The organism is Desulfobulbus alkaliphilus (assembly GCF_016918545.1).
Taxonomy (GTDB): Bacteria; Desulfobacterota; Desulfobulbia; order Desulfobulbales; family Desulfobulbaceae; genus Desulfobulbus; species Desulfobulbus alkaliphilus.
Map to the genome: position 1 here is coordinate 13,545 of NZ_JAFFQC010000008.1, position 25,972 is coordinate 39,516.

Below are 25,972 nucleotides of genomic sequence, written 5' to 3' on the forward strand. Positions count from 1 at the left end.
CGGATGAAAATTATGACAACGACCCTGGCCCTCACGCTGATCCTGATTCTGGGCGGGGGTGATGCCGCCCAGGCTCATTCGACCGAGGGCCGGGTCAGGATCGACCTGAGCCTGAAGCAGCCGGGGGTGGACGACTTTGCTTATTTCATGGAATATTATGTCCATAATGAGCTGCACCGCGACCGCGAACCCCAATGGAAGGGGCGCTTTTACGTCAAGACCTTTGACCGGGTGGAGCGGGAAGGCAACCGGGCGGTGGTGTATTTCGATACCCTGGACCTCAAGAACAGAACGGATTTTGCCGACAGCATGACCTTTGCGCGGGGCAGTGACGGCCTCTGGCGCTATACCAGCGAAGAGGGCGAACAACTGGTGGTCTATACCTATGTCACCAAGGTAACCTATTATTACCAGAAGTTTGTCCTGCCGCTCTCCATTGCCGGCCTCTCGCTTGCCGTCATCGGTCTCGGCCTGCTGCGCCTGCGCCGCAAACGCCGGCAACAGGCGGCAGCCGCAAGCGGGGCCGCTGTCTCCATGACGTCTCCGGATGCGTCCGGAGACCAGAAAGGCTGAGCAGGGAGTTGAAGGATTATGGGCAATATCTCCCTTGCGGTGCTGGTACTGGCCGGGACATTACTGGTCTTCACCGATGCCCCGGAGCGTATCAGGGCCCTGATCGATGACTCCATCCATACCGGGCAGCAGCTCGCCACCGCCGGTGACCTGCGCTCCATATCGACCATGCTCGATATTCAGTATGTCAAGCAGGGCCGCTACCCGGCGGAGGAGCGTTTCGAGGCCTGGATGGCGGCCACCTTCAAGGAAAACCATGCCGGCGACCTGGCCCGGGACCACTGGGGCAATCCGTATGTGTATACGGTCATCGACCAGGGCAGGGGGTATATCCTCCGCAGCGCCGGTGCCGACGGCCTGCTGGGAACCGAGGACGATATGTGGGTGACCGGACCATGATTTCTTTTGACATCAACACCATGAGCCTGGAGGCCCAGCTGGCGCTGATCACGGTGTTCGGCCTGGCCCTGGGCAGTTTCCTCAATGTGGTGATCTCCCGCCTGCCCGGCGGGCGACGGGAATTCTTCAGCTCGATTTTTTCGCGCTGCCCGCACTGCCGCGGCCGGATCCGCTGGTATGACAATATCCCCCTGCTGAGCTACCTGCTCCTGCGCGGTCGCTGCCGGGACTGCGGGGTGACGATCCCGCTGCAGTATCCGCTGGTGGAGGCGGCCATGGCCGCGGTGGCGGTGTTTTTGTATCTGCAGTACAGCGCCACGGCTTATTTTTATCTCTATATCTGTTTTTTCGCCATCCTGATCGCGGTGTCGGTCATCGACCTGCGCCAACGATGGATTCCCGACAGCCTGGTGATCATCGGCATCGGCTGCGGCATCATCGGCAGTCTGTTCACCCCCCTGCCCGGCTGGACCCATGCCATGGCCGGGCTGGTCTTCGGCACCACCATCCCGCTGATGCTGGTCACCACCTATGAAACCCTGCGCGGCAAAATTGTGATGGGCGGCGGTGATATCAAACTGATCGGCATGATCGGCGCCTTCCTCGGCTGGCAGCCCCTGGGACTGATCCTCTTTTACAGTGCCCTGGTCGGCAGCCTTGCCGCCCTGGGACTCAAGTGGGCCGGCCGTTTTCCCAAACTGCCCTTTGCCCCCATGCTGACCCTGGGCACGCTGCTGGCGGTGTTTGCCCCTGACCTGATACCCTTTCTCAAGGTACGATTATGAAACTCCTGCAGACCTTTAAAAAAATCAACCGCCTCAGCCTGAAACGGCTCAACGGCAAAAGCGCGGCCCTCTTTCTGCTCAACCGCAAAATCCCGGCCATGGCCGGAGGCAAGACCAATTTCGGTACCATCACCGATCTGCAACTGGACCGGACCGGCAAGACCATTTCCTTTGAAATCACCCGTAACACGGTGGCCAACACCATCACCGTGCGCGGCTACCGCATCGATGCCCGCAAGGGCCAGTCCTGCCTGGGCTGGCAGGCCATGGAATTCGCGGGCCCGGACAAGGAGCACTACCGGCGCGCCTTTGCCGGCGTCGATCATATCCAGGTGCCCAAAACTTCGATCTTCATGCTGGAGGCGGTGCTGTGAATTCCACCCGACAACGGCGACGATATCTGGTCCACCTGCGCTACCAGCTGCCCCAGGCCGGCGCGGCCCTGGCGGCCAATCTGCTGGTGATGCTGTTCATGGCCGTGCTCATGTCCTGGTTGTACCTGCTTTTTTACCAAGGCAATCTCGTGGGCAGCCACAACCGGCTCTTTCCCCTCTATCTGGCCGGCGCGGCCCTGGTGGTGATGCTGCTCTCCACCCTGTGGAGCCTCAGGCGCAGCCGGGCAGTGGCCGGCATGATGGGTAAAATCTTTCTGCTGCTCACCGACGCCTCCCGCGGGGTGTTTCCCCGGCAACCGCTGGTTTTCCGGCAATCGGATCATTTCCGCGACCTGGCCCAACCACTCAATGCCTGCTTTGTGCGCATGAAACGGCAACAGGCCAGTCAGGAGGAGACCCTGGAGGTGCTGCAAGGCCTGCAGGAGGCACTGCAACGGGATGAACTGAATCAAGAGATTATTGATGCGACCCTGGCCGAGGCCATCGAGCTTTTGCAACGGGAGTGACCCGGGGCAAAAGCCGGGCAGGCTCGCAACCCTCACCAACACGGGGGTTGTGCCGGTGTGATGGCGCAGCCTGAAACGCTTCGGTGGTCAGGCGGGTGATCAGCCGCGGGGTGTCCACCTTGCAGCCCCCCCCCGGCAAGGACCCTCGTCGCTCTCCCGGGCAAGAAAAATCAGACAGTTAATGCTAGCCAGACAGTTAATGCTAGCCAGACTGCTCATGCAAACCAGACTGCATATGCAAGCCATTTTCCCTTCGGATTTCGCCCTTCCGTCATAACGTTTTTTCGACATGACGCCTTTTCGATATGACGCCTTTTCGATATGATCGTACCGCGGGCCGCGGGCCGCGGGCCGCGGTAATCCCCCTGGACCCCAGGACGCCTGCACCACCAGGTCAGCCCTGCTCTCGCCTTTGAAACGCACCGCCCTTTGTGCCGGAATCGGCACGATGGCCCCCCAGCCGGGATGACTGCTGCCCCGCGCCTGCGGTCGGCGCGCCGAAAAGGAACCACACCCTTTGAACTGCACCTCAGCCCCTTGAATAACCTTAGAAATCCCTGACCAAGGATGCCGTCCCTTGTCAACAGCGCAGGCAGTCTGACTCTGCTTTTCGCACCAGTAGTGCTTTGCAGCGCTGGGGCATGGTCCCGGGTGAACAAGATGGCGCAGGGTTGCGGGTGGAAGGCGCGACACATTGATTTGCCGGCCAGCGGCGATTGTGTCGCTTGCGCCTGGGGGGTGGGGATGTGGGCTGGGGCGGTTGGTTGGATGGTGTTGCCGGGCGATCCCAAGCACCTCAAGGCGCTTGGCTTTCCTTCGACCGCCAGGGCGCTGGCAGTCACGATTCGAGCGAGGCGCCGAGGGGTGATCCGCTCCTCCCTGGATGGAATGGGGCGGTGCGCCGATAGCCGTGCTGTGCACATTGACCGGGAGGGGCCGTGCGGCCCCTCCCGGAGAGGTTCAGGTTGGTGTCATGCCCGGTCGTCTGCATCAAACCAGGCTTTGATGATTAATCCTCCGGCCACTCAGCAGCTGTGTAGAAGACCCAATCATCCAACTCGTCGGTTTCCGGCCAGGAGTGGCCTTCGGGGCAAGCAGTGTAGAAATTCCACGCCTGGGTTGTGGTCAGGTTGATGCCTTCGCGGATGACTCCTTTGCCTTCATCGGCGCGGGCGGATACGCTGCGCATAAAGACAGCAAAATCAGTTGTTGCCTCTGCCTCTGGATCGCTAACTGCATACCTGTCTACAGTCGCACTCAGGCGGGGCAGGACGATGCTGTAGTTGTTCCAGGTAAACCGATCTCCGCTGATACCCGCAGGGCACAGCCCGGCGGTGGTGATCATGCCTTCGGTGATCAGGGTGTTCTCGGGACCGACACCCAGGACGATGCGGCCGGGAGTATCATACCTGCCGAAATGGTCGGCTCTGGTATGTTCTTCTGGCGCCGTAATGCCGCCGAAGTTGACAATGTCAGCATCGTCATCTATAGCACCCATGCCCGCCATGAGCACGCCCAGACCTCCCTGGACAGAGACTCGAGCCATGAAATCCCCGCGGTCATCGGAGTCTACAGGGGTCATCCTTCCTTCTACGTTCCCGCGACCTTCCCGGTAGGCTTCGGTTTCGTAATTCTCGGGTACGCCATCAGTGCATTCAACTCTATCCAAACCGCAATCCAGCGCATCATAATCATACGCATTCAGGTTGTAGAGGGTGGTAATGCCCAGGCTGCGCAGTTCATTGGCTTCAGCATCATTCAGGATGTGGATCTGGAACCAATGGTGCTCGTCAAAGTCCTTGGAAAAGGTGGCCGGACCGACGTTCGGGTCGGTGGTCCTGGTGGTGGTGGGTACGCGGTAGTGGGCAAAAAGGTTGGAAGCTACAGCATCATTCGTATCCACCAGGTTGACCAGACCATTGGGAAAATTTCCGTTCCTGGTTTCATTAAAGGTTGACAGTGCCGTAACCAACCGCTGCTGGTTGGAGTCGCACACCACTTCTTCGGTGCCGCCGACGATGCCCGCAAAGCGCGGGGCCACCATGGCAATAAGAAAACCCATGATGGCCACGACCACCAGAATTTCCAGCAGGGTAAAGCCTTCCTCGGATGTTGCCTTGCGTCTGAGTTGTTGAGTCAACATGTTACATTCTCCAAAAGTTGTTCCGTTGATAATGGTGCAACAACTCACCCTCAGAGTCTGTGGCTACCGGCCATAATATCAGCATATCTTGGTCACGGCGGATATCTTATGCTGGCAATTTTGACCTTGCCTGCGTCCACGGGATGATCCGCCATCCCCTTCCCAGCACCCTGCCGGGCAAAGGGTGGTACTTCTTTCCCTCCACTCTAGGCATCACCTCCTTAAACGATTCATGATGAAGTTAAAAAAACAAGCACACGTACCCAGGTAACAGCGGCCTGCAATTGTTTGCAGAAACGGCGCGGGCCTGGTCACTCTTTCCTGAATCCGTGACGGCTGGACGCTTGCTTTGGATATACCTTGCTGTAATCATTTTATAATTGCAGCGAAATCCCTGGCAATAACGTTCACCAGCCGCCCTTCGGGCCATCCGTCCGCACGCCATCTTCATTGCTCGTAACCATCCGATAAAGTGTCCATTAATCGAACGGTCACGAACAACAAAGCTGACGCACGGACAAATGCTCACGGATCCAGGTCTTTTTGACCATACGCATTCCTGGCCTGCTGTCTTGCCGGCGGCCGACACGGTCGCCAAAACCGTGGCAGGCTTTGTCCTTTCCCATCCCTTTGTGCCAAGGCCCGGAAATTGTCAGTTCAGCCACCGAACAATCAATCTGTGCCATTCCTGTCAGATTACGTTGTCAGCAATGAACCTTCATGCCTGCCAATCATTCTCCACAGACCAGCCGTTACCCATCCTCTCTATTGTTATTTGGGCGAGATGTGCAATGCTCACCCTTTGGGTCGTTATGCTAGCAGACCTTCGTTAGCCTGTCAATCCTTTTTTTGCACACCCTAAAGATTGTACACTCGACCAACATGAGGGCCACGGGACGACAGGAAAAGGTGAGGCGCGTCAGTATACAAGAGGGGCGTGCTGCTCTACGACGGCATAGAGAGACGATGCCGCTGGCCGACGGAATCTGGACAGCCCCATTAAAACCGCCATTCCGCAAGGCTCTTTCAGTTGTAATGTTTCAGCCATCGGACCGCTTCCGACTTACGCTCAAAAGTCTGTGACATGCAGGGGAACCCTTTCAACCTCACCTCTGCACAGGATACCGTCCCCTTTTTTCGTTTACGCGCTTTCACGGTAGTCAGAGAACCTCCGCCTCAAGGCGAGGATTTTCTGGTCGCATTTTTGGTCGCATTTTTTTGCTGATTGATGCGATTTTCTGATAACGGGAGATATTTGCAGCTCATCGAACCCCTGAAAACAAAAAAGGCTAACCCGCCGATATCCGGCAGGTTAGCCTTGCAAATGAATGGTGCCGAAGGCGAGATTCGAACTCGCACGACCGTGGGCCACTACCCCCTCAAGATAGCGTGTCTACCAATTCCACCACTTCGGCATGTTGTTTTTATTGTGTTGGTTCGTCCGGCAACGCCCCCTCGGCTGGCTCAACGGGAGTCACCGGAACCACAGGTGCCGGTAGCGGAACCACCGGAGACGGCATCGGTTCCTCGACCGCGGGTGGTTCCTCGGGTTGCTCGACCCTCAGGTCGCCCATCACCGTCCCGGTGCTTCTTGTCGAGGCAAGATAAGCAAGGCTCACAGAGGTGAGCATGAAAATGATGGCCGCCAGGGTAGTGATTTTATTAAGCAGCGGCACAGGGCCTTCTGAACCGAAAAGGGATTGGCTCGATGATCCTCCGAAGGTCGCACCAACATCCGCTCCTTTCCCCTGTTGCAGCAACACAATGCCAATGAGAAAAAAACAAATAAAAACGTGGACTGCGATAAGTATTGTTGTCATGTAAAATGAACTATCCGTGCAAACGAATCGGGGTTGAGGGCCGCACCACCAACAAGCGCGCCATCTATATCAGGCTGGGCCATCAACTCGTCGATATTGTCAGGTTTAACCGAACCACCATACAACACTCTCACCGTTTCGGCAATCTTTTTATCGTACAGTCCTGCCAGTAATTGCCGAAGAAAATGGTGGACCTCCTGGGCCTGTTGCGGGGTGGCCGTTTTACCGGTACCAATAGCCCAGACCGGTTCATAGGCGAGCACCACCTGCTCTGCCCGGGCTGGCGGCACATTTTCAAGCCCTTCGCACAGCTGCGTTTCCAGGACCTTGAAGGTCGCTTCGGCTTGCCGCTCGTCCAGGGTCTCACCGATGCAGAGAACAGGTACAAGCCCGGCATCGAGTGCCGCCAGCAGGCGCTGATTCACCATGACATTGTCCTCGCCGAAAATGTGTCGCCGTTCAGAATGACCGATGATAGCCATGCGCACCCCGAGGTCGGTGAGCATCCGAGGAGATATTTCTCCCGTGTAGGCCCCTTCCTGCTCCCAGGCAACATTCTGTGCCCCAAGCAGAACGGCGGAGTTGCGCAACTCCGCGGCCACTGCCGCCAGCGAGGTAAACGAGGGCGCCACCATGACGTCACGATCGGTATGCTCCCGGCTGATCGCGGCTATGGCTTGAGCCAAACGCACGGCTTCCCCGCTCGTAAGATACATTTTCCAGTTTCCGGCTAGTAACGGCCGCCTGCTCATAATCCCCTCCTCTCTTTGCTTCGCTCTTCGGTACCCATCCGTGTATCAACCCAGGGCCTTGACGCCCGGCAGTTCCTTGCCCTCCATCAACATGAGAAAAGCGCCGCCACCGGTGGACATATAGGAAATATTATCCGCCTCACCCGACATTTTGACCGCCGCATTGGAGTCGCCGCCACCGACAACGCTCAAGGCGTGGGAGGCCGCGATGGTGTGCGCCAGGGCCAGAGTGCCCCGCGAAAAAGCCTCCAACTCAAAGGCTCCCACAGGGCCGTTCCAGACAATGGTCCTGGCATCGGCCAGCACCTCATTGAAACAGATCACCGAGGCCGGACCGATATCCAGGGCCATCCACCGGGCTGGTATATCCTGCACCGTCACCTGCTTGCAGACCGCATCAGGGCTGAAGCGGTCCGCGGCGATCACATCGACCGGTAAATACACCTTGACCTTTTTCTCCCTCGCTTGACGGAGTATTTCGACAGCGTCTTCGAGCAACTCATCCTCGACTTTGGATGCACCGACATCATAGCCTTGCGACTTCAAAAAGGTATTGGCCATGGCACCACCAAGGATCATGCTGTCGACCCGATCCAGCATGGCATGCAGGGCCTCGAGCTTGCCCGAGACCTTGGCGCCGCCGATGACGGCCACCAGGGGACGCTGGGGCGTTTCCACGCAACGATGGAAGTACTCCATTTCCCTGGCGAGAAGAAAACCGGCTGCCCGTTCGCGCACATGGGCGGTTACGCCCACCACCGAGGCATGGGCCCGATGGGACACCGCAAAGGCATCGTTGACGTAGATATCGATGCCCGCGGCCAGTTGCCGGGAAAAGTCCGGATCATTTTTTTCCTCTTCGGCGTGAAAGCGAAGGTTTTCCAGCAGGAGCACCTGGCCATCGGCCAGTTCCGCCACCGCTGCGGCGACCTCCGGGCCGATGCAATCAGGGGCAAGGGCAACGGGCATGCCCAGCACGGCCCCGAGATGGGCGGCCACAGGGGCCAGCGAGTACTTCGCCACCGGCTGTCCCTTTGGCCTGCCCATATGGGTACAGAGGATGATCCGTGCCTTATGTTCGATCAGGTAGTGCAGGGTGGGGAGCACGGCCCGGATGCGCAGGTCATCGGTCACCTCTCCCTGCTCATTCATGGGCACATTGAAGTCCACCCGGACAAGGACATTTTTGCCGGCAGGATCAAGGTCGCGTAGGGTTTTCATGATTTCTCTCCAAGAGGATTGACCAGATCAGCGCGAAAGAGGAGAGCATCCTCACTTGGCTGGGTGTAATACTTTTTCCGCAGTCCGACCTGAAAAAACCCGGCGGCGCGGTACAGATGGATTGCAGCTTCATTGGCGGCACGCACCTCAAGGAAGCAGGTGGTATATCCCTGCTCCACCAGGATTTGCAAGCCAGTATCGAGCAGAGTTCGACCGATCCCGCGCCGTTGCCATTGTTCATCTACAACCAGCCGTATCAGTTCGCATTCAGGTCGGCAGGCCCTGAACATTGCATAACCAAGCAACCTTCCATCCAGGAGAGCAGTCAGCCCGGTGCTGTTCGCCAAAGCCAGTTCCTCCTTGACCTGGGCAGCGCTCCAGGGGTGGGCCATGGCCGATTGTTCAATGGCGAGAACACCGCCCAGATCGCCCGGCTGAAGCGGCCGAAAGTTCACACCATACGGTCAGCCACGGAAACGGTGAGTTCTCCGAGCATGTTAGTATAACTCCCCAGTTCATTGTCATACCAGCCGTAGATGACCGCCTGGGTGATCGGTACCTCGAGAATGGGGGCGGTGAATCCTTCCTCGAATTTATAATTTTTCAGGTTGTGGAGGTTGACCCTGATGCTGGCGGTTCGGGTATGGATTTCATTGGATTCGATGACTACCGCCGCCTTTGGGATGCCGATGATATCCGAGGAGACATTCTGTTCCGTGGAGAAGATCAGATATGGACTTGTTTTGGAGTACTCTTCATAGATGGAGTTCAGCAGGGTCCGGTTAATCGGGTTTTCAAGTTCATCCTGCAGGTTGAGCACCAGGACGATGAGCGAGCCGGTTGAAGTGGGGATGCGCACCGATTCCGCGGTGAAACCGATGGATTTCATCTCCGGAATCACCAGCCCCAGGGCCTTGGCGGCTCCAGTAGAGGTGAGAATGATATTGTTGAGAATCGATCGGTTCTTGCGCAGATCCGATGCCCCGGCCTCAGGCAGGCGGTCAAGAACCTGCTGGGAGCCGGTGACGGCATGCACGGTGACCATGGAGGCGGAAAGCATTTTTTCGGCACCGAAATGATCGATCAGAGGTTTGATCATATACGAAAGGCAGGTGGTGGTACACGAGGCCGCGGAGATGATGCTGTGTCGGGAGGGGTCATAGTCGTCATCATTGATCCCCATGACCGTAGTGATCGCGTCCTCAGGCATATCCAGCCCTTTGGCCTGAATTTTAAACGGGGCCGAGACCAGCACTTTTTCCGCACCGGCAAGCAGGTGGCCGCGAACAGAACCCCGGCCTTCGTCGGGATCTGCTGTCGGATCCTTGAAGGCTCCGGTGGTGTCCACCACCAGTTGCACCTGGTTGCCGCGCCAATCGATATCCCGGGGGTTCCGTGCCTGGCGGAGAAAGGTGACCGGTATGCCGTTGATGGTCATGGAGCCTGCGGCCTCATTCAGGTTTTCAATCACCCGCCCCCCTTTATGACCGTGGAGGTACATGCTGAGCCTGCCGTAGGTGGAGTCCTTTTCAATGGCCGCGGCAATGTCTACCAGGCCGGAGCCGACGTTTCTCCCCAGGTTGACAATAATTTCCGAAAAATATTGGCGGGAGGCATGATGCCACAACGATAGTTTGCCGATTCTTCCAAGTCCATTAAGCCCGAGTTTCATTATGAAGTTCTCCTTTAGGTTGGATTATGGCGGAAAACCTGGTATATGGCCAACGATGGATACCAGTTTCCGCTCTTTTCCGGCAGGACGTACTTTTTGCTGCCATAATAAGTGTAAATAGAGTAAAAAACAAGCCCACTCGAAAGCATAACCTTGTCCACTCAGGGAAAAGTCTGCACTGGACACCCGCAAGTGGCCAGCCTGATTGCTGCCCATTTCGGGCCTGAAAACAACCCGCTATGCTGCTCCCTCCGGATCGCCAGAACGGCATTCTCCTCAAACGGTATAAACGCTTTCTTGCCGATGTGCGGATGGAAACCGGCCGGACCCTGACGGTCCACTGCCCCAACTCGGGCTCCATGCGGGGCTGTGCCGAGCCCGGCAGCCCGGTGATCATCAGCCACTCCGCCAATCCGCGGCGGAAATATCCCTGGACCCTGGAAATGGTGCAGCACAACGGAATCTGGATCGGTGTCAACACCGGCAGGACCAACGGGCTCGTCAGAGAGGCCCTCGAACAGGGGGTGATCAATGACTTCGGTACCATCACCGCCCTCACAGCGGAAATCACCGTATCCGGACAAAGCAGACTGGATTTTCTGATCGAAAGCTCGACAGGCTCGACCTACCTGGAAGTGAAAAACTGCTCCCTGGTTGAAGAGCAAATCGCTTTCTTCCCCGATGCAATCACCATCAGGGGCACCAGACACCTGATGGAACTTGCTGCGCTCAGAAGTGCCGGCCATGGTGCCGTGGTGCTCTTCTGCATCCAGCGTCAGGACGCCCGCTGCTTCAAACCGGCGGCGCATATTGATCGAAAGTATGCGGAAACCGTGGCCTGGGCGCAGGGAAAAGGCGTTCAATTTCTAGCCTATCAGGCAGAAGTAACGCCTCGGGCCATAAAAATAACAAGAAAAATACCGGTTCACCTCGAGTAAGTGCCCACCGGGCAGGACGGGGTTCGTTGCTCTCTCAACACCTCCGGCAAAGCCCTACCCTTTTGACCCTGTGCGGGCACCTGGGTCCGTGAAGGCTGGTCTTGTTTTGGATATATCTTGCTGTAATCAGATTATACTTGTAGTGGAATCCTTGATGATACCCTTCAGCAGCCACCCTTCGGGGCGTTCGCTCACGGATCCAGGTAATTGACAATCGATATATGCGCCGGTGTACGCCGATCCACTCCCCGGCGCACCCGGAGCAACGCTTCTTCCACACCCTCATCACCCATGCACACAGATTTCGTTGCCACCAGAGAGGCCGTTGTTTTATTGAGCGGCGGCCTGGACTCCACCACTGTCCTGGCCCTGGCCCGCGCGCAGGGCTTTTGCTGCAACTGCCTCAGTTTTCAATATGGCCAGCGCCAGAAAGTCGAACTTGACCGTGCCCGCCTGATCTGCCGCCAGCACAAGATCAAGCGCCACCTGGTGCTGCGCGTCGACCTTAATGCCATCGGCGGTTCTGCTTTGACCACTGACCTGCCTGTTCCCAAGGACCGTTCTCCAACCGAAATGGAAGAGGCGATACCAGTGACCTATGTACCCGCCCGCAACATCCTCTTTCTCGCTCATGCCCTTTCCTGGGCGGAGGTTCTCGGGGCTTCGGACATCTTTCTGGGCATCAATGCCGTCGACTACAGCGGCTACCCGGATTGCAGACCCGAATTCCTTGCCGCCTTCACCCAGATGGCCAACCTGGGGACCAGGGCCGGGGTAACGGGTCGACCGGTGCAAATCCATGCCCCGCTCATGTATCTGAGTAAAAAGGAAATCATCCTTGAAGGGCTTCGCCTGGGGGTCGATTACAGTCAGACACTCAGCTGTTATGATCCCGTGGCCGACCTGGCCTGCGGACGCTGCGATGCCTGCACACTCAGACTGCAGGGCTTTGAGGAAGCCGGCCTGAATGACCCGGCGCGGTATGTGGAGAATGACCCGTTCCGGTGAGCAGCCGGCTTATCCCTGCCCGGCCCGGTGCCTGACCTCGCCGCCGACCATGCTCCAGGCGGCGCGCCCTTGCAGGCGCCAGTCAAGGAAGGGTGAATTACGGCTTTTGGAAACAACCCGGTCTACGCTGTACACATACTCGGCATCCGGGTCGATGATGGTGACATCCGCGGCAACACCTGCCTGCAGCGTTCCCGCGGGCAGGCCAAGGATGGCTGCCGGATAAACGGCAAGCAGTTCCACCAGACGTTTTGCATCGAACAATCCGGCACGCACCATGGCCAGGGTCAGGGGCAGCACTGTTTCCAGGCCGATTATGCCGTTGGCCGCCGCATCGAACACGGTCTCTTTTTCGAGAATGGAATGAGGCGCATGGTCAGAGGCGATGGCGTCAAGGGTGCCGTCGGCCAGTGCCCTTCTGATTGCCTCCCGGTCCGCCGCGGACCGCAGAGGCGGGTTCATCTTCATGTTGGTATCATAATCAACCAGCGCTTCATCGGTGAGGGTGAAGTAATGGGGCGCGGTTTCAGCGGTCACCCGGACTCCACGATCCTTGGCCCGCCGGATCAGGTCAACAGACATCTCGGTACTGACATGGGCGATATGCACCCGGGCGCCGACCCATTCCGCCAACGCCAGTTCCCGATACACCATGACCGATTCCGCGGCGGCCGGGATGCCCTTGAGCCCGAGCCTGGTCGACATGGCCCCTTCATGCATGACCCCCCTGCTCAAGGCGGCTTCCTCGCTGTGCGATATAACAATGAGGCCGAAATCACGGGCATATTCCAATGCTCTGCGCATCAACTGGGCATCATGCACCGGGCGGCCGTCATCGCTTACAGCGACCGCCCCCGCCGTTTTCAGGGCAGCGAATTCAGCCAGCTGCTTTCCCTCACCGCCCTTGCTGACGGCACCAACCGGATACACCCGAACCGAGGCCCCGGCAGCCCGGGCCAGGATGGTCGTGGTGACCGTTTCGCAGTCATTGACCGGCCGGGTATTGGGCATACAGGCAACCCCGGTGAACCCGCCGGCGGCAGCGGCCCGCGCGCCGGAGAGGATATCCTCCTTGTACTCTTCGCCGGGCTCGCGCAGATGGACATGCATATCGGTCAGCCCCGGCACCACCCAGCAACCAGCGGCATCGATGACCGGGGTGCCAGGCGGTGGTGCCTGATCAGGGGCGGCTATGATCCCGTCGATAATCAGCAACTCCCCGATTCGATCAGTGCTGGTGGAGGGATCGATAATGCGGCCGTTTGTTATTCGCCAGGAATTGTTCATTGCGATGTATCCTCCGCGAAAAAACACATTATCCAGAGTCCGTGGGCGTTCGTCCATGCGTCAGCTGTATTGTCTGTGACCGTTCGATTAAAGTACACTTTATCGGACGGATACGGGCAAGGAAGATGGCATGCGGACGAACGCCCCGAAGGGTTGCTGGTGAAGGTTATTATCAAAGGTTCCACTGCAATTATAATTTGATGACAGCAAGATATATCCGCAACAAGCGTCCTGTCGTCACGGATTTACGGATTATGCATTCCCCATGACCAGATAAAGCAGGGCCATGCGAACCGCCACTCCATTGGTCACCTGGTCGAGAATGACGGAGCGGGCACCATCGGCAACGTCGGGGGTCAATTCCACTCCCCGGTTGACCGGCCCCGGATGCATGATCAGCGCATCGGGCCGGGCAAGAGAAAGAACCTCGCTGGTAATACCGAAATAGCGGGCATATTCGCGCAGCGACGGCAGGAGGGGATCGTTTTGCCGTTCCCTCTGGATGCGGAGGGTCATGACCACATCCGCATCGCGGACCGCCTGCTCCAGCGAGGTGCAAACCGTGGCTCCCAGGTTGTCGATCCCATGGGGGATCAAAGTCGAGGGGCCGTAGACAAAGACCTCGGACCCCATTGTGGTAAAGCCTTCAATATTGGAACGGGCCACCCTGCTGTGGGTAATATCGCCAATAATGGCAATTTTCAGCCCCGCAAGGCTGCCCCTGTGCTCCTTGACGGTCATCAGGTCAAGCAAACCCTGGGAGGGGTGTTCATGGGCGCCATCTCCGGCGTTAATCACGGCTGCATTGACGTGGCGACTGAGCAGATGCGGTGCACCGGAACTGGAATGACGAAGGACGATGATATCCGGATGCATGGCGGAAATGTTTCTGGCCGTATCTATCAGCGTCTCCCCCTTGGTTGCACTGCTGGTGGATGCGGAGATGTTAAAGGTATCAGCACTCATCCTTTTGGCCGCCACTTCAAAAGACAGGCGGGTACGGGTGGAGGGTTCAAAAAAAAGATTGATGATGGTATGCCCGCGAAGCGTGGGGACCTTCTTGATGGGCCGGGAGGAAATTTCTTTGAAGGAATCGGCGGTGTTGAGGATATGATCGATATCTTCACGAGCGAACTGATGCATATCGAGAATATGCCGGTGGGTGAAATCCATACCGGGAGCCATACTGTATCCTCCGGAAATCGTACACGTTCAGCAGTTGCAGGCAAAGGATTCCCTTCCCTGATACCCGAAACAGCCCATTGCCACCACAAAAGGTGGCGGGCAACGATTTATTCCTGAATCCATGACGGCTGGACTCTTGTTTTTGATTTATTATGCTGTAATCAGCTAATAAGTAGGCGATTTCTTGACAATTCGCCTTCACCGGCCGCCCACCTTGAGCAGAACAAGCAGACCGGCAAACCTTTCAACCCGCTGCACGACAGCCTGCTTGTCGATGGATCAATGGACGCTGTCCCCCAACCGGTTCCACCTGATGGAGCGAAGACGATCGATGGAAAACAAAGGCAGTTGCACATCCCAGGACCAGTAAATTCTCCATGCTTTCCCTCGAACCGCCGACATATCGACAAACCCCCAGAATCGGCCGTCAAAGGAATTATCGCGATTGTCCCCCATGACGAAAAGCTGCTCGGGAGGAACGGTCACCGGCCCGAAATTATCTCGAGGCGCAACCGAGGCCGGCAAGATCATGGGGTCGAGAAAAACACCGTGGGTGTCGGGAAAAAGTGTCCCGTTGATATAAAGATTTTTATCCTTGATCTCGATACGATCACCAGGAACACCGTGTACCCTTTTAATATAGTCCAGCGAGGGGTCCTGGGGAAATTTGAAGACAATGATATCTTCAATCCCCGGCTGGGTGATCGGCAGCAAAACCGTGCCGGTGAAGGGCATCCTGATGCCATAGATGAATTTACTGACCAGAAGATGATCGCCGATCTGCAGGGTCGGCAGCATGGATCCGGACGGGATCTTGAAAGCCTGCACCACAAAGGTGCGGATAAAAAGAGCCAGGAGAACAGCAATGAGAATCGCCTCCACGTTCTCACGCAAACCGGATTTTTTCTTAGCTGTGCTGGATGTTGCCACTGGGAAAACCTTGGGGAAGAAGAAAAAAGTAAAAAAAATTAAACAAAACCATGTAAACGAAAAAAAAGCTTCATCGCAAGAAAATAACGATCGCCTTGAAAGTTAATTTTATTAATTTCATACAATTAAAAGCAAAAAAATTCAAACTACCTTTCCGAAATCAGCTTTGTCGCCGAATTTCCCGCCGGAAGAAAATCAAAAAAATTGCACTCGCTTCTTGACAAAGTACCTTTTTTATGTGCTTAATACAATCAGATAAAAAACACTTAGAATCTCCGCCGTTACTTGGTTTCATCCACTCTGAACAAGACGAGAAGAACATGGGCAAAAAGGAGAACCTGATCACAGGTATCGATATCGGTTCACATGCCGTTAAAATCTGCCAGTTGCAGAAAACCGGGAAGGGCTACAAACTCCTGGCGCTCGGCAGCATGGCCATCCCCCCGGGGAGCGTGGAAGACGGGGTGCTCGAGGAACCCGATGAGGTGAGGAAGGCCATAGCCGCCCTGCTGAAAAACCTGAAAATCAAGAATACAAAAATTGGTATCTCCATATCCGGATATTCGGTAATCGTCAAGAAAATCAATCTTGAAACCATGGATGACGATTCCCTGGCCGAATATATCAAGGCCGAAGCGGAACAATACATCCCCTTTGACATTGACGATGTGTATCTCGATTTCCAGAAACTCCCGCCCAGAAAAGAAGGATCAGACCAGATTGAAGTCATGCTGGTGGCCGCCAAAAAAGAGGTGATCAATGATTACCTCGATATGCTCCATAAGCTCAAACTCAAAACCGTGCTTGTTGATGTGGACGGATTCGCCCTGGAAAATATCTGGGAAACAACGACGGATGCACCCGGTAACGTGGCCCTGGTCGATATCGGCGCCTCCAAGATGAACATCAACATCATATCTGACGGTGTCTCGGTGCTGGCGCGTGATATTATCGTCGGCAGTGAACAGCTCACCGAGCAACTGGCCAATGCCCTGGAGATCGAATACGAGCAAGCCGAACAAATCAAACTGGGATTGGTTGCGGCCGAAGAACAGCGCGAGAAAATCGAGGAGATTTTCACCCGCACCTGTACCCAATGGGTTTTGGAAATCAAAAAAGCCATCGACCTCTATCTCGCCAACAATCCGGACAAGCCCTTGATCTCCCTGGTCCTGAGCGGCGGTGGCTCGAAGGTGACCGGCCTGCAGGAATATATCCATAAGGAAACAGGTTTGCCGGTCATTGCCTTCAATCCCTTCCAAAATATGATCTGCGATGAAAAGAAATTTGACCGCGAGTATCTCGAATCAATAGCGCCAGAGATGGCTATTGCCACCGGTCTTGCTATCCGACCAGCAGCTTTTTAAAACATCATGATCAAAATAAACCTCCTTCCCGTTCGGGACATCAAACGTCGCATCAGGGCCAAAAAAGAGATTTATCTTGCCCTGACTGCTTTTCTCGCCCTTATCGTTCTCCTGACCCTGCTGGCGCTTTTCCGCATCAACACCATCAATGCCATGCAGGATGAGAACCGGAAACTGCAGCGCGAGAAGGAGCAGTATACGCACATATTAAATGAAATCAAAAAGCTGGAAGCCGACAAACAGATAATCGAAACCCGGATCGGTGTCATAGAACAACTCAACCAATCCTCATCCCTGACCGTCCGGGTCATGGATGAGGTTGCCAGGATGACGCCGCCGCAGCGCATGTGGTTGACCGGCCTTTCCCAAACCGGATCCTCCCTGCGCCTGACAGGGATGGCTCTGGACAACCAGACTGTCGCCGCATTCATGGATGATCTGACCAGTTCTCCCTTGATAGGTAATGTTGTGCTGGCAAACTCCTCGCTGCAAAGATTCGCCGAACGGGACTTGATCCAATTTTCAATCTCCTGCAGTGTATCCATCCCGGACCCCCAGACTCTCACCCAGGATTAAAACACAGGTCGCAACTGATGATTGCCGGTAAACAACAGTTAAAATTCGATCTTTTCATTGAAAAGAAATATCTGCCTCTGGAAAGGAAAGTCAAGGTGTTGATCTGCCTCGCCGCCCTGCTCATTCCCGCGGCCTTGTTTTATTTTTTCCTGTTTCAGCCGCAATCGACCAGAATGGCCTCGTTAACCAACCAGATCAGAGTCTCCACGGAAGAATTACGGACGGTGCAACGGGCGGCAAGAGAGCTGCCCAGGCACCAGCAGGAATTCGCCGCTGTCCAGCAACAATTCGAGGAATTGTCCGTGCTGCTGCCCACCAGCCAGGAAATTCCCGATCTCCTGCGCAATATATCCGATCTGGGCAGAAGGGCCGGACTGGATTTTTTATCGTTCGTACCCGGAGCGGAAATCCCCCGGGATTTCTTCGCTGAGATACCTGTCGATATCAGAATCAGAGGGCCCTACCACAACCTGGGTGCCTTTCTCGACGCGGTCAGCAAGCTGGACCGGATTGTCACGGTCAACAATATCAGCATGGACAAGGCAGGGGAAGAAGGGACGGAAATACTGCTCAACTCTTCCTGTCGCCTTTTGACCTACCGTTTCACCAACATCGCGCTGCAACCGGCGGAGGAGCAGTCCCGGCCAAGACGCCGGTAAACAGACATCGGTTACGCATATTCATCACCTTTGTTTCCATGGATCGCACCTATGCGGATTTATTTACCCTGTACATTTTCAGCTCGTGCACTTGTCGGTCTCGCCATCCCGGTTTTCTGGCTGGCGGTAACCACCTGCACCTTTGCCCGGGACATTGACGAAACCAGCACCGATGCAAGTGGCGCCCCCTCGTTGGAAGCCCCCTTTGTGTACCAGACCGAGGGCCGGCCGGACCCCTTCAAGCCCTTTATTACCCCGCGGCCACCCATCCCCCAGCGCCTGGATCCGGACGAAATTGTCGAAGTTGAGGCTGAATTGACCGGCATGCAGCTTTTCGAGCCAGGTCAGTTGACTCTGGTCGGTATTCTCGGCAGTGGTAGTAAGAGGATTGCCATGGTCGAGGATCAAACTCACCAGGGATACCTCTTGCAAGAAGGCATGCTCATCGGCAGGAGGGGGGTGGTCACCAGGATAGAGCCTCAACAGGTCATCATTACGGAAACAGCGTATACTCGAGCAGGCGAAGAAGTTCAGGATACGATAATAATGCGACTGACAAAAGAGGGAGATAGATAGATATGGCTCGTTTTTCTCCAGGATTTTATACTCAAGGGCTTGGCACAACCCTCTGTGTTTTGCTGCTGACCCTGTGCGTTTCCTCCCCCTCCGTCGCCCAGGATGCGGCAACGGAAATCGAATCCATCACCTGGCGCATGATCGAATCCCAGACGGAGATACGGATCAAAGGCTCCCGACCGCTTCTCTTTACCGCATACGAACTGCCCAGCCCACCAAGAATTATCATCGATATTGCCGAAGCCCGACCTGCCGCCAACCTGACCGCGGAATTACCCGCCCATGAGGCCTTCACCCTGTCCGTGGCCGAGGTGGCAGATGCCCAGCCCCCCATCACCCGGCTGACTTTTTCCCTGACGGAGTCCACGCCCTTCACATCAATGCTGGCGGACAACGAAATTCTCCTCTCTTTTGCCGTCCCTGGCAGTCCGGGGGTCCCCACAGCGGGGGAAAACCCGGTCTCCCAGCTGACAGCACTTCAGGTTGTCCCCCAACCGGGCACCACCGTGGTCCGTTTCCTGACCAGCGACCCCATCACTGACTACTCCCATGGAGTTCTCGAAGGCGAGGGATCAGCACCGCCCCGGCTCTATATCGACTTGAATGCAATCACAATGGACGCATCACTGCCAAGGGAACAGGCAGTCGGCACGGCACTGGCGAGAATCAGGTTGGCTCCACGGGGCTCTGGGGTACGCGCGGTCCTGGATTCCGGTCTCGATACCCTGTTCCCGTATACCATTCATACGGCGGAGACCGGGCTTGAAGTGCGCATCAACGAAACGGCTCGGCAGGATCAGGTCAGCCGCCTGATCAATCAAAATCTGGATGTCGAAGAGCATCTCCCCTCCATTGACCCCCTTGCCACCAGACTGTCTCCCCAGGCCCAGCAGCAGCAGATGGAAGATGCTTTTCTTTTCTCCGGCTACACCCGGGAAAGGATCTCGGTCGAATTCCAGAAGATGGACCTGCACAATGTGTTCAATTTTCTCCGCCACGTCAGCGGAGTCAATATCGTTGTCGACGAATCGGTCCGGGGATCGCTGACCCTGGTGCTGGACGAAGTTCCCTGGGATTTTGCCCTGGACATCATCCTCAACCTCAAGGGTCTCGAAAAAGAAGAACGGTTCAATACCCTGGTTATCTATCCAAAAGGACGAGAATTCGTCTGGCCCCAGCAGGCTGAAGCAAGGCTCAGTTTCCAGACCGACCTGGAAGTTGTCGAGCAGGAAGCCCTGCTGATTCGACAAATTGAAGATCAACCCCCCGGGGTCATGGAAGCCAAACAGATCATGGCCCGCGCCCGGGATTTTGAACAACGGGGTGACATTGAAACCGCGGTGCAACTCTATGAAGAGGCCCTGGCCAAGTGGAGCGACAACAGCCAGATTGCCAACAAAATCGCTTCGCTGTACCTGGTCCAGCTTCGCCAGAACGCCAGAGCCTTGTATTTTGCCCGAGTGGCCCTCGATCTGGATGCGACCAACAGCATGGCCGCGCTCAATGCCGCCATCGCGGCGGCCAATATGCAGGACAATCAACTGGCCCGACAATACTTTGAACAGAGCCTCAACATCGATAAACCCTCTAAAGAAGCTTTGCTCAGTTTTGCCGCTTTCAGCGAACATCAGCAGCGATACGCCGATGCGCTGCGAGTTCTCGACATGCACAGATCCCTCTACGGTGACGACCTTAACTCCATGATCGCCACGGCACGGGTGTATGACAAAATGGGGAACCAGGAGAAAGCCACTGCAACCTATCAGGCCATCCTGTTGTCCGGATTCCGTATCTCACCGGATTTAGCACAATATATCAATGCGCGGGTTACCATTTCTCAACCGATGTATTAACCGGCTGCAGACTGTATCAGAGGATTGATTCAATGAGAAAACACCACCAGTACCTTGCACCCTGCCTGATTCTGCTTTGCTTCGCTCTCTCCTCCTGTGGGACGAAAAAGCAACCCGAGCCCCCGCGGCTCAATGCCTCCCCACCGGTGGAAGAGGTCCGCACAGAGCAACCGGCCCAACCTCTGCAGCTGCCGGTACGTTATCAAATGCCGGGCTTTGTCACCGCATTTGACGGCCAGGATGCGGATCTCGCTGAAATCACAACCGAACATCAGATCAGGGTTGGCGCCACCATCCGCTCCACAGGCGGCCCTCAGCCACTTTGGGATGTCCTCAAACGGCTGGCTAATCTTAAAGGCATGACCGTCAGCTGGGCCAGTGATGTCAACCAGAACACTCTGGTAGATGTGGATATATCCGCTAATGACAATTTTTTTGAAGCGGTGGATAATCTCCTCAGGCAAGCCGATTATTTCCATGAAATGGTGGGTAACACCATAATTGTCCGCTACAAAGACACCAAAATTTATCGGCTGGGGATTCCTGCCATGAAAGGCGGCTACACCACCACGGTGGGTGGTAATTTCCTCGCCGCCAGCGATGCCGCCAGCGGCTCGGAAGGAACCGTCAAGATAACCAGCGACCAGAACCTGTTCGATGTCTGGGACAATGTCAAGCTGAACCTGGACACCATATTGGAAGTATGGAGCATCAGAAGAGAAAGAGAAACCATTGCCATTGACCCCGATGCTATTGACGACGAGGTGGCCGATGTCTCCAGGACCTTCCAGGGCACCATCCAGGCAACCGACATGATCCAACGTTCGGCCCAGGCGTATTACACCATTGATCAGAGTGTGGGCATGATCTCTGTGACGGCCCCTAGACCTCTTTTAGAAAAAGTCGACCAATATATCGAAAACCTGAAAGAAGAACTGTACCGACAGGTTGCCATCGAAGCAAAAATTATCGAGGTCTACCTGCAGGACAACTCCAAAATAGGCCTAGACTGGAGCAATGTTCTCAAGGATTTCAACATCAGTGGCACAACCTTTTTCGGCACCGCCGGCACCGGCGGTGATGGACAGGTCTATCCATGGATCCCGGCCGTGGGGGATGACCCCTCCATTACCCGCTTTGTCAGTAAAATCACTCTGAACCCCGCAAACTTCAACGTCCTGCTCAATGCATTGAATGAACAGGGCGATGCCCATGTATTGGCCAACCCCAAACTCACCGTACTCAACGGTCAGCCGGCCATGATCTCCGTGGGCAAGAATGTGGCATACATAAGAACTGTCACCAGGGAAGTAGACGATAATAACCGAATCACCTTTACCGCTGAAACCGATAATGTCGTTGATGGAATAGCCTTAGGCGTTATGGCCTCGATCATCGACAACCGCAGAGTCACCCTCCACCTGACCCCGATCACCACGAATCTGGTTGGTGACACCATCCAATACCGGAGCTTTGGCGACGATGGCCTCGTGGTTGGTCTGCCGGAGATCCGCGTACGTCAGATGTCGACCATGGTGGATGTTGAAGATGGGGAAATGCTCATCATTGGCGGCCTGATCGACAGTGTGGAATCATCATCAGGCAAATTCGCTCCCCTTGTCGGCCGAATTCCGGTGGTGAAATATCTTTTTGGCGTCGAAGAAAAACGTATGGAAAGACGAGAATTAGTCATTCTGCTGACCCCGACGATCCTTAACGCAAGGGCCAACTGATGGCCAAGAGCACAAACAGGAGAAATGGTATGAAGTTCAGTCGCCATCTGCTTATAGGTGTAGCCATCCTCTGTCTCAGTGGATGCGGAGTAACCGTCAACGAATCGCTCAAGGTCCAGTCCGAGGCCAAAAATCCCGTCGGGGCCAACAGAACCGTGGTCGTGCTCCCTTTTGCTGATTATTCCTACGCCGATAACCTGGAGACCGCCTATCGGCGTAATCTCTTCGTCAGCGAGAACCTCACCGACCAGTTGACGAGAAACAGCTTCCACATGCCGGTTGGCGAGGATGTTTTCCTTTATCTCGTTGACCAGAACATCATCAATGTCGTTTCCTACCAAAGGAAAAGAGCCTCAACCCTGGAACGTGAACTGCAAAACGACTGGTCGCCGGCGATGAAAGGCCATCTGCAGCGCTACATCAACCAGGTGCACCGGGCAACCCCCAATACCGCTGTTGCTGACAGCCCTGGCACCCACGGCCTGACCCAGCAGGAAATCGTCAAGATCGGCCGGCACTTTTCCGCCGACTACATCGTCCGCGGCCGTATCATTCAGTACAAGGATCGGCAGGATCCCTCCTGGGCACCCTGGAAAAAAGGGGTAATCGGTTTTGTCACCGGCGTCTCCAACCGGGTGGCCTTTGGTCAGGCGAGAAGCGACAAATACGATGAATGGGGCCACATGCTGGCCGGCGGGACCTATGGGGCCCTGTATGGCGACTGGGACCCCAAGTGGCCTTATTCAGGAAGAGCCGATCAAACCATCTTTGGTGTTTCCGGGGGAACCATGGGCAACACCATTGTCTGGGGGGCTATTGGAGCGGGACTGGGTAACATGGCCTATAACACCGGCAGTATCCCGCAGGCTGTTGTTCAGCTGAGAATCTGGGTTCAGGATGCCTACACCGGCGCGGTTGTCTGGACCAACCGGGTGGATGTCAAGGTTTCGCCGGAATCGGTGTTGGCTGACTATCAGTATGATGCGCTGTTCGAGAATGCCACGGAAAAAGCCATCGCCACCCTCATCGACGATTTCACCCGCACCTTGTAAAAGCAAACGCGCGGCAGTTCCCCGCCATCCACCCCGTCCAATCAGAAATTGATTGGACGGGGTTTTTTATCTCCGATCACGTCAACCCCCAGGGGCCATGGAACATGGGCTTTGTACGGGAAGCCTTGAGAAACGGTTCCTGTTCCCGGGCCAGGCAGTCATGCGCCGCACCCGGCATGCGGTTCATGCTCCTGATTCCCAGGATATGACATGGGTGCAGCCTTCTCCTCGATCCGTGACGGCTGGGGCTTGTTTTGATATCTTGCTGTACTCGGCTTATACTTGTAGCGGAATTCTTGATACTCCCCTTCCCCAGGCACCTATCAGGGCGTCATCAGGGCGCCATCAAGGGCGCCACCAGGGCGCCACCAGGGCGTCCGCACGCTATCTTCATTGCCCGTAACCGTCCGATAAAGTTTGCTTTATTCGAACGGTCACGAACAACAAAGCTGACGCACGGATGAACGCACACGGATCCAGGTTTCTGTGTCAAGCCTACAAAACAGGGACCTGAAAACCGGAGCTGACCAGAAGAATGGAGGCATCCACTTTTTTTACAATTGTTTCCGCCACCGAACCAACCACAAAAAGTTTCAAGCCTTTGCGACTGGCTGTTCCCAGAACGAGAAGACTGGCACCCCAATCTTCCGAGGCCTTGACAATGGCATCCCCCACACCCGTCAATCCATAGATCGGGTCCGCGGTCAGCAGTTGCGTCTCCACCTGCAGGGCGCTGTCAACAGAGCGAACGAAGGCCAGACCGGTCTCCAGCACCCGATAGCCTTCTTCCTGCTTGGCTGTGTCTTCACTACTGGTCACATGCACAACGCAAAGCGTGCCGCGATGCAATTTGACAATATTGACGGCTTCTCTGAGCGCTTTTCGGCTGACCAGGTTATCGATATACGCGACCATCACTCTGTTGTACATGGACATGGTTCACCTCCTCCCGAATCCGTGACGGCTGGACTCTTGTTTTGGGCATATCTTGTTGTCATCAGATTATACGTGCAGTGGCATCCATCACCAGCCGTCCTTCGGGGCCTTCGCTCAACGGATCCAGGATGGATTGTGCAGAGGAACAGCATCAACTTACATCGCGACTTTGTTTCTTGAGATTTTCAAAATACCTTTTAACAACATCTCTGCCCGGTATCTTCTCATTCTGGGTATAAACCATAAAATGGATGATGCCGTGTATGGCCATGGCAATCAACAGACCTTCAAAAATACCGACCTGATAGACCAGCGCACCGCATACAGTGGCGAGAATCAGGGCATAGCGGCCATACTGGGTGACATGGATCAACCCGACAATCATTTTATACCCGGAAAACATCATCACCGCCGCCAGGGCAAATTTGGGCAGATAGGTCAGATACTGAACATTGATGGTAAAAAAACCGACAACAAGGGCAATGAAAAGCAAGGAAAATTTGGTGTAGGCTCCAGCAAGTTTATTGGTGGTGCTTTTGGCCAGCCCGTCGAGATTGGTCATGCCGCCAAAGAAACTCGACCCAAGATTTGCCACCCAGATGGCCAAAAGACTGTTGTTGCTGTTACATTTTCTCCCCAAAGGATCAATTTTTTCAATCGCGGCGTTGCTCATCACCTGCTCGATCACATCAATGACGGCAAGCATGGCGCAAAAGAGCACCATATAGATCAGGATCATGATCCCATCAATCTGCGGCAGGGGCAAAGCCAGTCTGAGGGCGACATCTTCGACATGGAGCATGGGCACAGGAACAAAGAGAGCAAAAACAACGCCGGCTACAATGAGGACAAAATAAGGCAAGGCAGGTTGTTTGTCTTTGAACTTGTTGAATAGATAAATAAAACCGACAAAGGCCACCAGGGATATCGTGATCATCTGGACCCGGGCCAGGCTCCAGAAAGCACCGGTCGTGTCAAGGTCGGCGGGAAGTTCGTAGGTAAAGGTGAGGAACTTCATGAAGATTTTCAACCCGACCCCGGCCAGAAGCCCTTCAATCAGGAAGACGGGTACCGCGACAAGAAGATACCTCTGCCAATTATATTTCCAGATCACAGCCTGCATGACAGCGGTCAGGAAAATGCAGAAGGCCATATTCTGCACCCCAAAAGCACTGACCCCCAGAGCGAGGACAGGGGCCAGACCGGCCGCGATTCCCGGAGAACCGATGTAGTTCCCCGGTCTGAACCAGGAAAAAGTCCAGCCGATGAGGCTGGCAAAAACTACCGTTGCCAGTCCGACCTTGATCGGATAGGCTGACATCATGGCAATCCCCACGGAAAGAGGAATAGCCATTGTTCCCGTGATCATACCTGCCGCTGCATCGCGGCCCACATACTTGAGCTGAAACGCGGCAGATGCAGGTTTGTCAACAGGCATTTTTCCTGTAGGCTCGTTTTTACTCACCGCCATAGATCCATTTTCCTGTGATAGAGGTTTCAAGTGATGGGGAGACCTTTGTGAACCCTGTTCGAGCAAGGAAAGGCGGCACAGGCAAATAGTGGTTGTACTCAATTCCTTGTTCGTACCCTTCCAGAAACGGCTCTC

Annotated in this window: 26 protein-coding genes and 1 tRNA gene; 15 read left to right on the forward strand and 12 right to left on the reverse strand. The window is 55.5% G+C overall.

Annotated features, from left to right (window positions below; all coding sequences use genetic code 11):
• The first annotated feature begins 3 nt into the window (after positions 1–3).
• From JWG43_RS05810 to JWG43_RS05830, 5 genes are read left to right on the forward strand one after another with little or no spacing between them, the layout of a single operon-like run.
• Positions 4–573: a hypothetical protein gene (locus tag JWG43_RS05810; RefSeq protein WP_205241882.1), complete on the forward strand. Its 570-nt coding sequence runs from the start codon at positions 4–6 to the stop codon at positions 571–573.
• A gap of 18 nt (positions 574–591) precedes the next feature.
• Positions 592–972 (forward strand): type II secretion system protein GspG, encoded by a 381-nt coding sequence (locus JWG43_RS05815; protein ID WP_205241883.1) that lies wholly within the window; start codon positions 592–594, stop codon positions 970–972.
• Positions 969–1,757 (forward strand): prepilin peptidase, encoded by a 789-nt coding sequence (locus JWG43_RS05820; protein WP_205241884.1) that lies wholly within the window; start codon positions 969–971, stop codon positions 1,755–1,757. The genes JWG43_RS05815 and JWG43_RS05820 overlap by 4 nt, the downstream gene beginning before the upstream one ends.
• Positions 1,754–2,131 carry a hypothetical protein gene (locus JWG43_RS05825; RefSeq protein WP_205241885.1) on the forward strand — a complete coding sequence of 126 codons (378 nt, stop codon included), beginning with the start codon at positions 1,754–1,756 and terminating at the stop codon, positions 2,129–2,131. Before JWG43_RS05820 ends, JWG43_RS05825 begins: the two co-directional genes overlap by 4 nt.
• Positions 2,128–2,658: a hypothetical protein gene (locus JWG43_RS05830; RefSeq protein ID WP_205241886.1), complete on the forward strand. Its 531-nt coding sequence runs from the start codon at positions 2,128–2,130 to the stop codon at positions 2,656–2,658. The genes JWG43_RS05825 and JWG43_RS05830 overlap by 4 nt, the downstream gene beginning before the upstream one ends.
• A 1,009-nt stretch (positions 2,659–3,667) precedes the next feature.
• Here JWG43_RS05830 and JWG43_RS05835 read toward each other — a convergent pair.
• The 7 genes from JWG43_RS05835 to JWG43_RS05865 form a co-directional block, all read right to left on the reverse strand.
• Positions 3,668–4,801 carry a type II secretion system protein gene (locus JWG43_RS05835; protein WP_205241887.1) on the reverse strand — a complete coding sequence of 378 codons (1,134 nt, stop codon included), beginning with the start codon at positions 4,799–4,801 and terminating at the stop codon, positions 3,668–3,670.
• 1,329 nt (positions 4,802–6,130) lie between these two features.
• Positions 6,131–6,216, reverse strand: a tRNA-Leu gene (locus tag JWG43_RS05840).
• A gap of 9 nt (positions 6,217–6,225) precedes the next feature.
• The gene (gene secG, locus JWG43_RS05845; RefSeq protein WP_205241888.1) at positions 6,226–6,621 is read right to left on the reverse strand and encodes a preprotein translocase subunit SecG; all 396 of its coding nucleotides are present in this window, start codon (positions 6,619–6,621) and stop codon (positions 6,226–6,228) included.
• Positions 6,618–7,373, reverse strand: a complete 756-nt coding sequence (tpiA, locus tag JWG43_RS05850; RefSeq protein ID WP_205241889.1) for a triose-phosphate isomerase — start codon at positions 7,371–7,373, stop codon at positions 6,618–6,620. The genes secG and tpiA overlap by 4 nt, the downstream gene beginning before the upstream one ends.
• A gap of 45 nt (positions 7,374–7,418) precedes the next feature.
• Positions 7,419–8,594 (reverse strand): phosphoglycerate kinase, encoded by a 1,176-nt coding sequence (locus tag JWG43_RS05855; protein ID WP_205241890.1) that lies wholly within the window; start codon positions 8,592–8,594, stop codon positions 7,419–7,421.
• On the reverse strand, positions 8,591–9,049 hold the full coding sequence (rimI, locus tag JWG43_RS05860) for a ribosomal protein S18-alanine N-acetyltransferase (RefSeq protein ID WP_205241891.1): 459 nt from the start codon (positions 9,047–9,049) through the stop codon (positions 8,591–8,593). The genes JWG43_RS05855 and rimI overlap by 4 nt, the downstream gene beginning before the upstream one ends.
• Positions 9,046–10,266 carry a glyceraldehyde 3-phosphate dehydrogenase NAD-binding domain-containing protein gene (locus tag JWG43_RS05865; protein WP_205241892.1) on the reverse strand — a complete coding sequence of 407 codons (1,221 nt, stop codon included), beginning with the start codon at positions 10,264–10,266 and terminating at the stop codon, positions 9,046–9,048. Before JWG43_RS05865 ends, rimI begins: the two co-directional genes overlap by 4 nt.
• Positions 10,267–10,505: 239 nt before the next feature.
• Here JWG43_RS05865 and sfsA point away from each other — a divergent pair, with 239 nt between their 5' ends.
• On the forward strand, positions 10,506–11,204 hold the full coding sequence (gene sfsA / locus JWG43_RS05870) for a DNA/RNA nuclease SfsA (protein WP_205241893.1): 699 nt from the start codon (positions 10,506–10,508) through the stop codon (positions 11,202–11,204).
• 291 nt (positions 11,205–11,495) lie between these two features.
• Complete coding sequence (gene queC / locus JWG43_RS05875; protein ID WP_205241894.1) at positions 11,496–12,212, forward strand: 7-cyano-7-deazaguanine synthase QueC; 717 nt, start codon at positions 11,496–11,498, stop codon at positions 12,210–12,212.
• 9 nt (positions 12,213–12,221) lie between these two features.
• Here the strand turns inward: queC and JWG43_RS05880 are convergent, their stop codons facing one another.
• The 3 genes from JWG43_RS05880 to lepB all read right to left on the reverse strand — a co-directional run bounded on the left by JWG43_RS05880 (position 12,222) and on the right by lepB (position 15,578).
• Positions 12,222–13,499 (reverse strand): dihydroorotase, encoded by a 1,278-nt coding sequence (locus JWG43_RS05880; protein ID WP_205241895.1) that lies wholly within the window; start codon positions 13,497–13,499, stop codon positions 12,222–12,224.
• A gap of 252 nt (positions 13,500–13,751) precedes the next feature.
• Positions 13,752–14,684: an aspartate carbamoyltransferase catalytic subunit gene (locus JWG43_RS05885; protein ID WP_240193420.1), complete on the reverse strand. Its 933-nt coding sequence runs from the start codon at positions 14,682–14,684 to the stop codon at positions 13,752–13,754.
• A 279-nt stretch (positions 14,685–14,963) separates the two neighbouring features.
• A complete protein-coding gene (gene lepB, locus JWG43_RS05890; RefSeq protein ID WP_240193421.1) occupies positions 14,964–15,578 on the reverse strand; it encodes a signal peptidase I in 615 nt (204 codons plus the stop codon).
• On the opposite strand from lepB, the gene JWG43_RS05895 reads away from it, so the two are divergent.
• From JWG43_RS05895 to JWG43_RS05930, 8 genes are all read left to right on the forward strand, one after another.
• Positions 15,550–15,720, forward strand: coding sequence for a hypothetical protein (locus JWG43_RS05895; protein WP_205241988.1), 171 nt, complete (start codon positions 15,550–15,552; stop codon positions 15,718–15,720). The genes lepB and JWG43_RS05895 overlap by 29 nt on opposite strands.
• A 214-nt stretch (positions 15,721–15,934) precedes the next feature.
• Positions 15,935–16,981: a type IV pilus assembly protein PilM gene (pilM, locus tag JWG43_RS05900; RefSeq protein ID WP_205241897.1), complete on the forward strand. Its 1,047-nt coding sequence runs from the start codon at positions 15,935–15,937 to the stop codon at positions 16,979–16,981.
• Positions 16,982–16,987: 6 nt separating this feature from the next.
• On the forward strand, positions 16,988–17,557 hold the full coding sequence (locus JWG43_RS05905) for a PilN domain-containing protein (RefSeq protein WP_205241898.1): 570 nt from the start codon (positions 16,988–16,990) through the stop codon (positions 17,555–17,557).
• Positions 17,558–17,574: 17 nt separating this feature from the next.
• On the forward strand, positions 17,575–18,216 hold the full coding sequence (locus JWG43_RS05910; RefSeq protein ID WP_205241899.1) for a type IV pilus inner membrane component PilO: 642 nt from the start codon (positions 17,575–17,577) through the stop codon (positions 18,214–18,216).
• Positions 18,217–18,267: 51 nt separating this feature from the next.
• The gene (locus tag JWG43_RS05915) at positions 18,268–18,792 is read left to right on the forward strand and encodes a pilus assembly protein PilP (protein WP_205241900.1); all 525 of its coding nucleotides are present in this window, start codon (positions 18,268–18,270) and stop codon (positions 18,790–18,792) included.
• A gap of 2 nt (positions 18,793–18,794) precedes the next feature.
• On the forward strand, positions 18,795–20,645 hold the full coding sequence (locus JWG43_RS05920) for an AMIN domain-containing protein (protein WP_205241901.1): 1,851 nt from the start codon (positions 18,795–18,797) through the stop codon (positions 20,643–20,645).
• Positions 20,646–20,677: 32 nt separating this feature from the next.
• Positions 20,678–22,378, forward strand: a complete 1,701-nt coding sequence (locus JWG43_RS05925; protein ID WP_205241902.1) for a secretin GspD/PilQ domain-containing protein — start codon at positions 20,678–20,680, stop codon at positions 22,376–22,378.
• 29 nt (positions 22,379–22,407) lie between these two features.
• A complete protein-coding gene (locus JWG43_RS05930) occupies positions 22,408–23,430 on the forward strand; it encodes a hypothetical protein (protein WP_205241903.1) in 1,023 nt (340 codons plus the stop codon).
• A 495-nt stretch (positions 23,431–23,925) separates the two neighbouring features.
• Here JWG43_RS05930 and JWG43_RS05935 read toward each other — a convergent pair whose 3' ends face one another.
• Both JWG43_RS05935 and JWG43_RS05940 read right to left on the reverse strand, forming a co-directional pair.
• Entirely contained in the window at positions 23,926–24,366 is a 441-nt protein-coding gene (locus JWG43_RS05935) for a universal stress protein (protein ID WP_205241904.1), read from the reverse strand.
• Positions 24,367–24,517: 151 nt separating this feature from the next.
• Positions 24,518–25,837, reverse strand: a complete 1,320-nt coding sequence (locus JWG43_RS05940) for a SulP family inorganic anion transporter (protein ID WP_205241905.1) — start codon at positions 25,835–25,837, stop codon at positions 24,518–24,520.
• Positions 25,838–25,972 lie beyond the last annotated feature (135 nt).

Excerpts from the sequence above, each read along its gene's own strand:
- JWG43_RS05895 (WP_205241988.1), top strand. The coding sequence starts at position 15,550 with ATGAGAATCGCCTCCACGTTCTCACGCAAACCGGATTTTTTCTTAGCT.
- JWG43_RS05815 (WP_205241883.1), top strand. The coding sequence starts at position 592 with ATGGGCAATATCTCCCTTGCGGTGCTGGTACTGGCCGGGACATTACTG.
- JWG43_RS05930 (WP_205241903.1), top strand. The coding sequence starts at position 22,408 with ATGAAGTTCAGTCGCCATCTGCTTATAGGTGTAGCCATCCTCTGTCTC.
- JWG43_RS05855 (WP_205241890.1), bottom strand. The coding sequence starts at position 8,594 with ATGAAAACCCTACGCGACCTTGATCCTGCCGGCAAAAATGTCCTTGTC.
- JWG43_RS05880 (WP_205241895.1), bottom strand. The coding sequence starts at position 13,499 with ATGAACAATTCCTGGCGAATAACAAACGGCCGCATTATCGATCCCTCC.
- JWG43_RS05865 (WP_205241892.1), bottom strand. The coding sequence starts at position 10,266 with ATGAAACTCGGGCTTAATGGACTTGGAAGAATCGGCAAACTATCGTTG.
- JWG43_RS05915 (WP_205241900.1), top strand. The coding sequence starts at position 18,268 with ATGCGGATTTATTTACCCTGTACATTTTCAGCTCGTGCACTTGTCGGT.
- JWG43_RS05920 (WP_205241901.1), top strand. The coding sequence starts at position 18,795 with ATGGCTCGTTTTTCTCCAGGATTTTATACTCAAGGGCTTGGCACAACC.
- JWG43_RS05910 (WP_205241899.1), top strand. The coding sequence starts at position 17,575 with ATGATTGCCGGTAAACAACAGTTAAAATTCGATCTTTTCATTGAAAAG.
- JWG43_RS05925 (WP_205241902.1), top strand. The coding sequence starts at position 20,678 with ATGAGAAAACACCACCAGTACCTTGCACCCTGCCTGATTCTGCTTTGC.
- secG (WP_205241888.1), bottom strand. The coding sequence starts at position 6,621 with ATGACAACAATACTTATCGCAGTCCACGTTTTTATTTGTTTTTTTCTC.
- sfsA (WP_205241893.1), top strand. The coding sequence starts at position 10,506 with ATGCTGCTCCCTCCGGATCGCCAGAACGGCATTCTCCTCAAACGGTAT.
- JWG43_RS05835 (WP_205241887.1), bottom strand. The coding sequence starts at position 4,801 with ATGTTGACTCAACAACTCAGACGCAAGGCAACATCCGAGGAAGGCTTT.
- JWG43_RS05885 (WP_240193420.1), bottom strand. The coding sequence starts at position 14,684 with ATGGCTCCCGGTATGGATTTCACCCACCGGCATATTCTCGATATGCAT.
- tpiA (WP_205241889.1), bottom strand. The coding sequence starts at position 7,373 with ATGAGCAGGCGGCCGTTACTAGCCGGAAACTGGAAAATGTATCTTACG.
- JWG43_RS05935 (WP_205241904.1), bottom strand. The coding sequence starts at position 24,366 with ATGTCCATGTACAACAGAGTGATGGTCGCGTATATCGATAACCTGGTC.
- pilM (WP_205241897.1), top strand. The coding sequence starts at position 15,935 with ATGGGCAAAAAGGAGAACCTGATCACAGGTATCGATATCGGTTCACAT.
- JWG43_RS05820 (WP_205241884.1), top strand. The coding sequence starts at position 969 with ATGATTTCTTTTGACATCAACACCATGAGCCTGGAGGCCCAGCTGGCG.
- queC (WP_205241894.1), top strand. The coding sequence starts at position 11,496 with ATGCACACAGATTTCGTTGCCACCAGAGAGGCCGTTGTTTTATTGAGC.
- JWG43_RS05810 (WP_205241882.1), top strand. The coding sequence starts at position 4 with ATGAAAATTATGACAACGACCCTGGCCCTCACGCTGATCCTGATTCTG.
- JWG43_RS05905 (WP_205241898.1), top strand. The coding sequence starts at position 16,988 with ATGATCAAAATAAACCTCCTTCCCGTTCGGGACATCAAACGTCGCATC.
- JWG43_RS05940 (WP_205241905.1), bottom strand. The coding sequence starts at position 25,837 with ATGGCGGTGAGTAAAAACGAGCCTACAGGAAAAATGCCTGTTGACAAA.
- JWG43_RS05825 (WP_205241885.1), top strand. The coding sequence starts at position 1,754 with ATGAAACTCCTGCAGACCTTTAAAAAAATCAACCGCCTCAGCCTGAAA.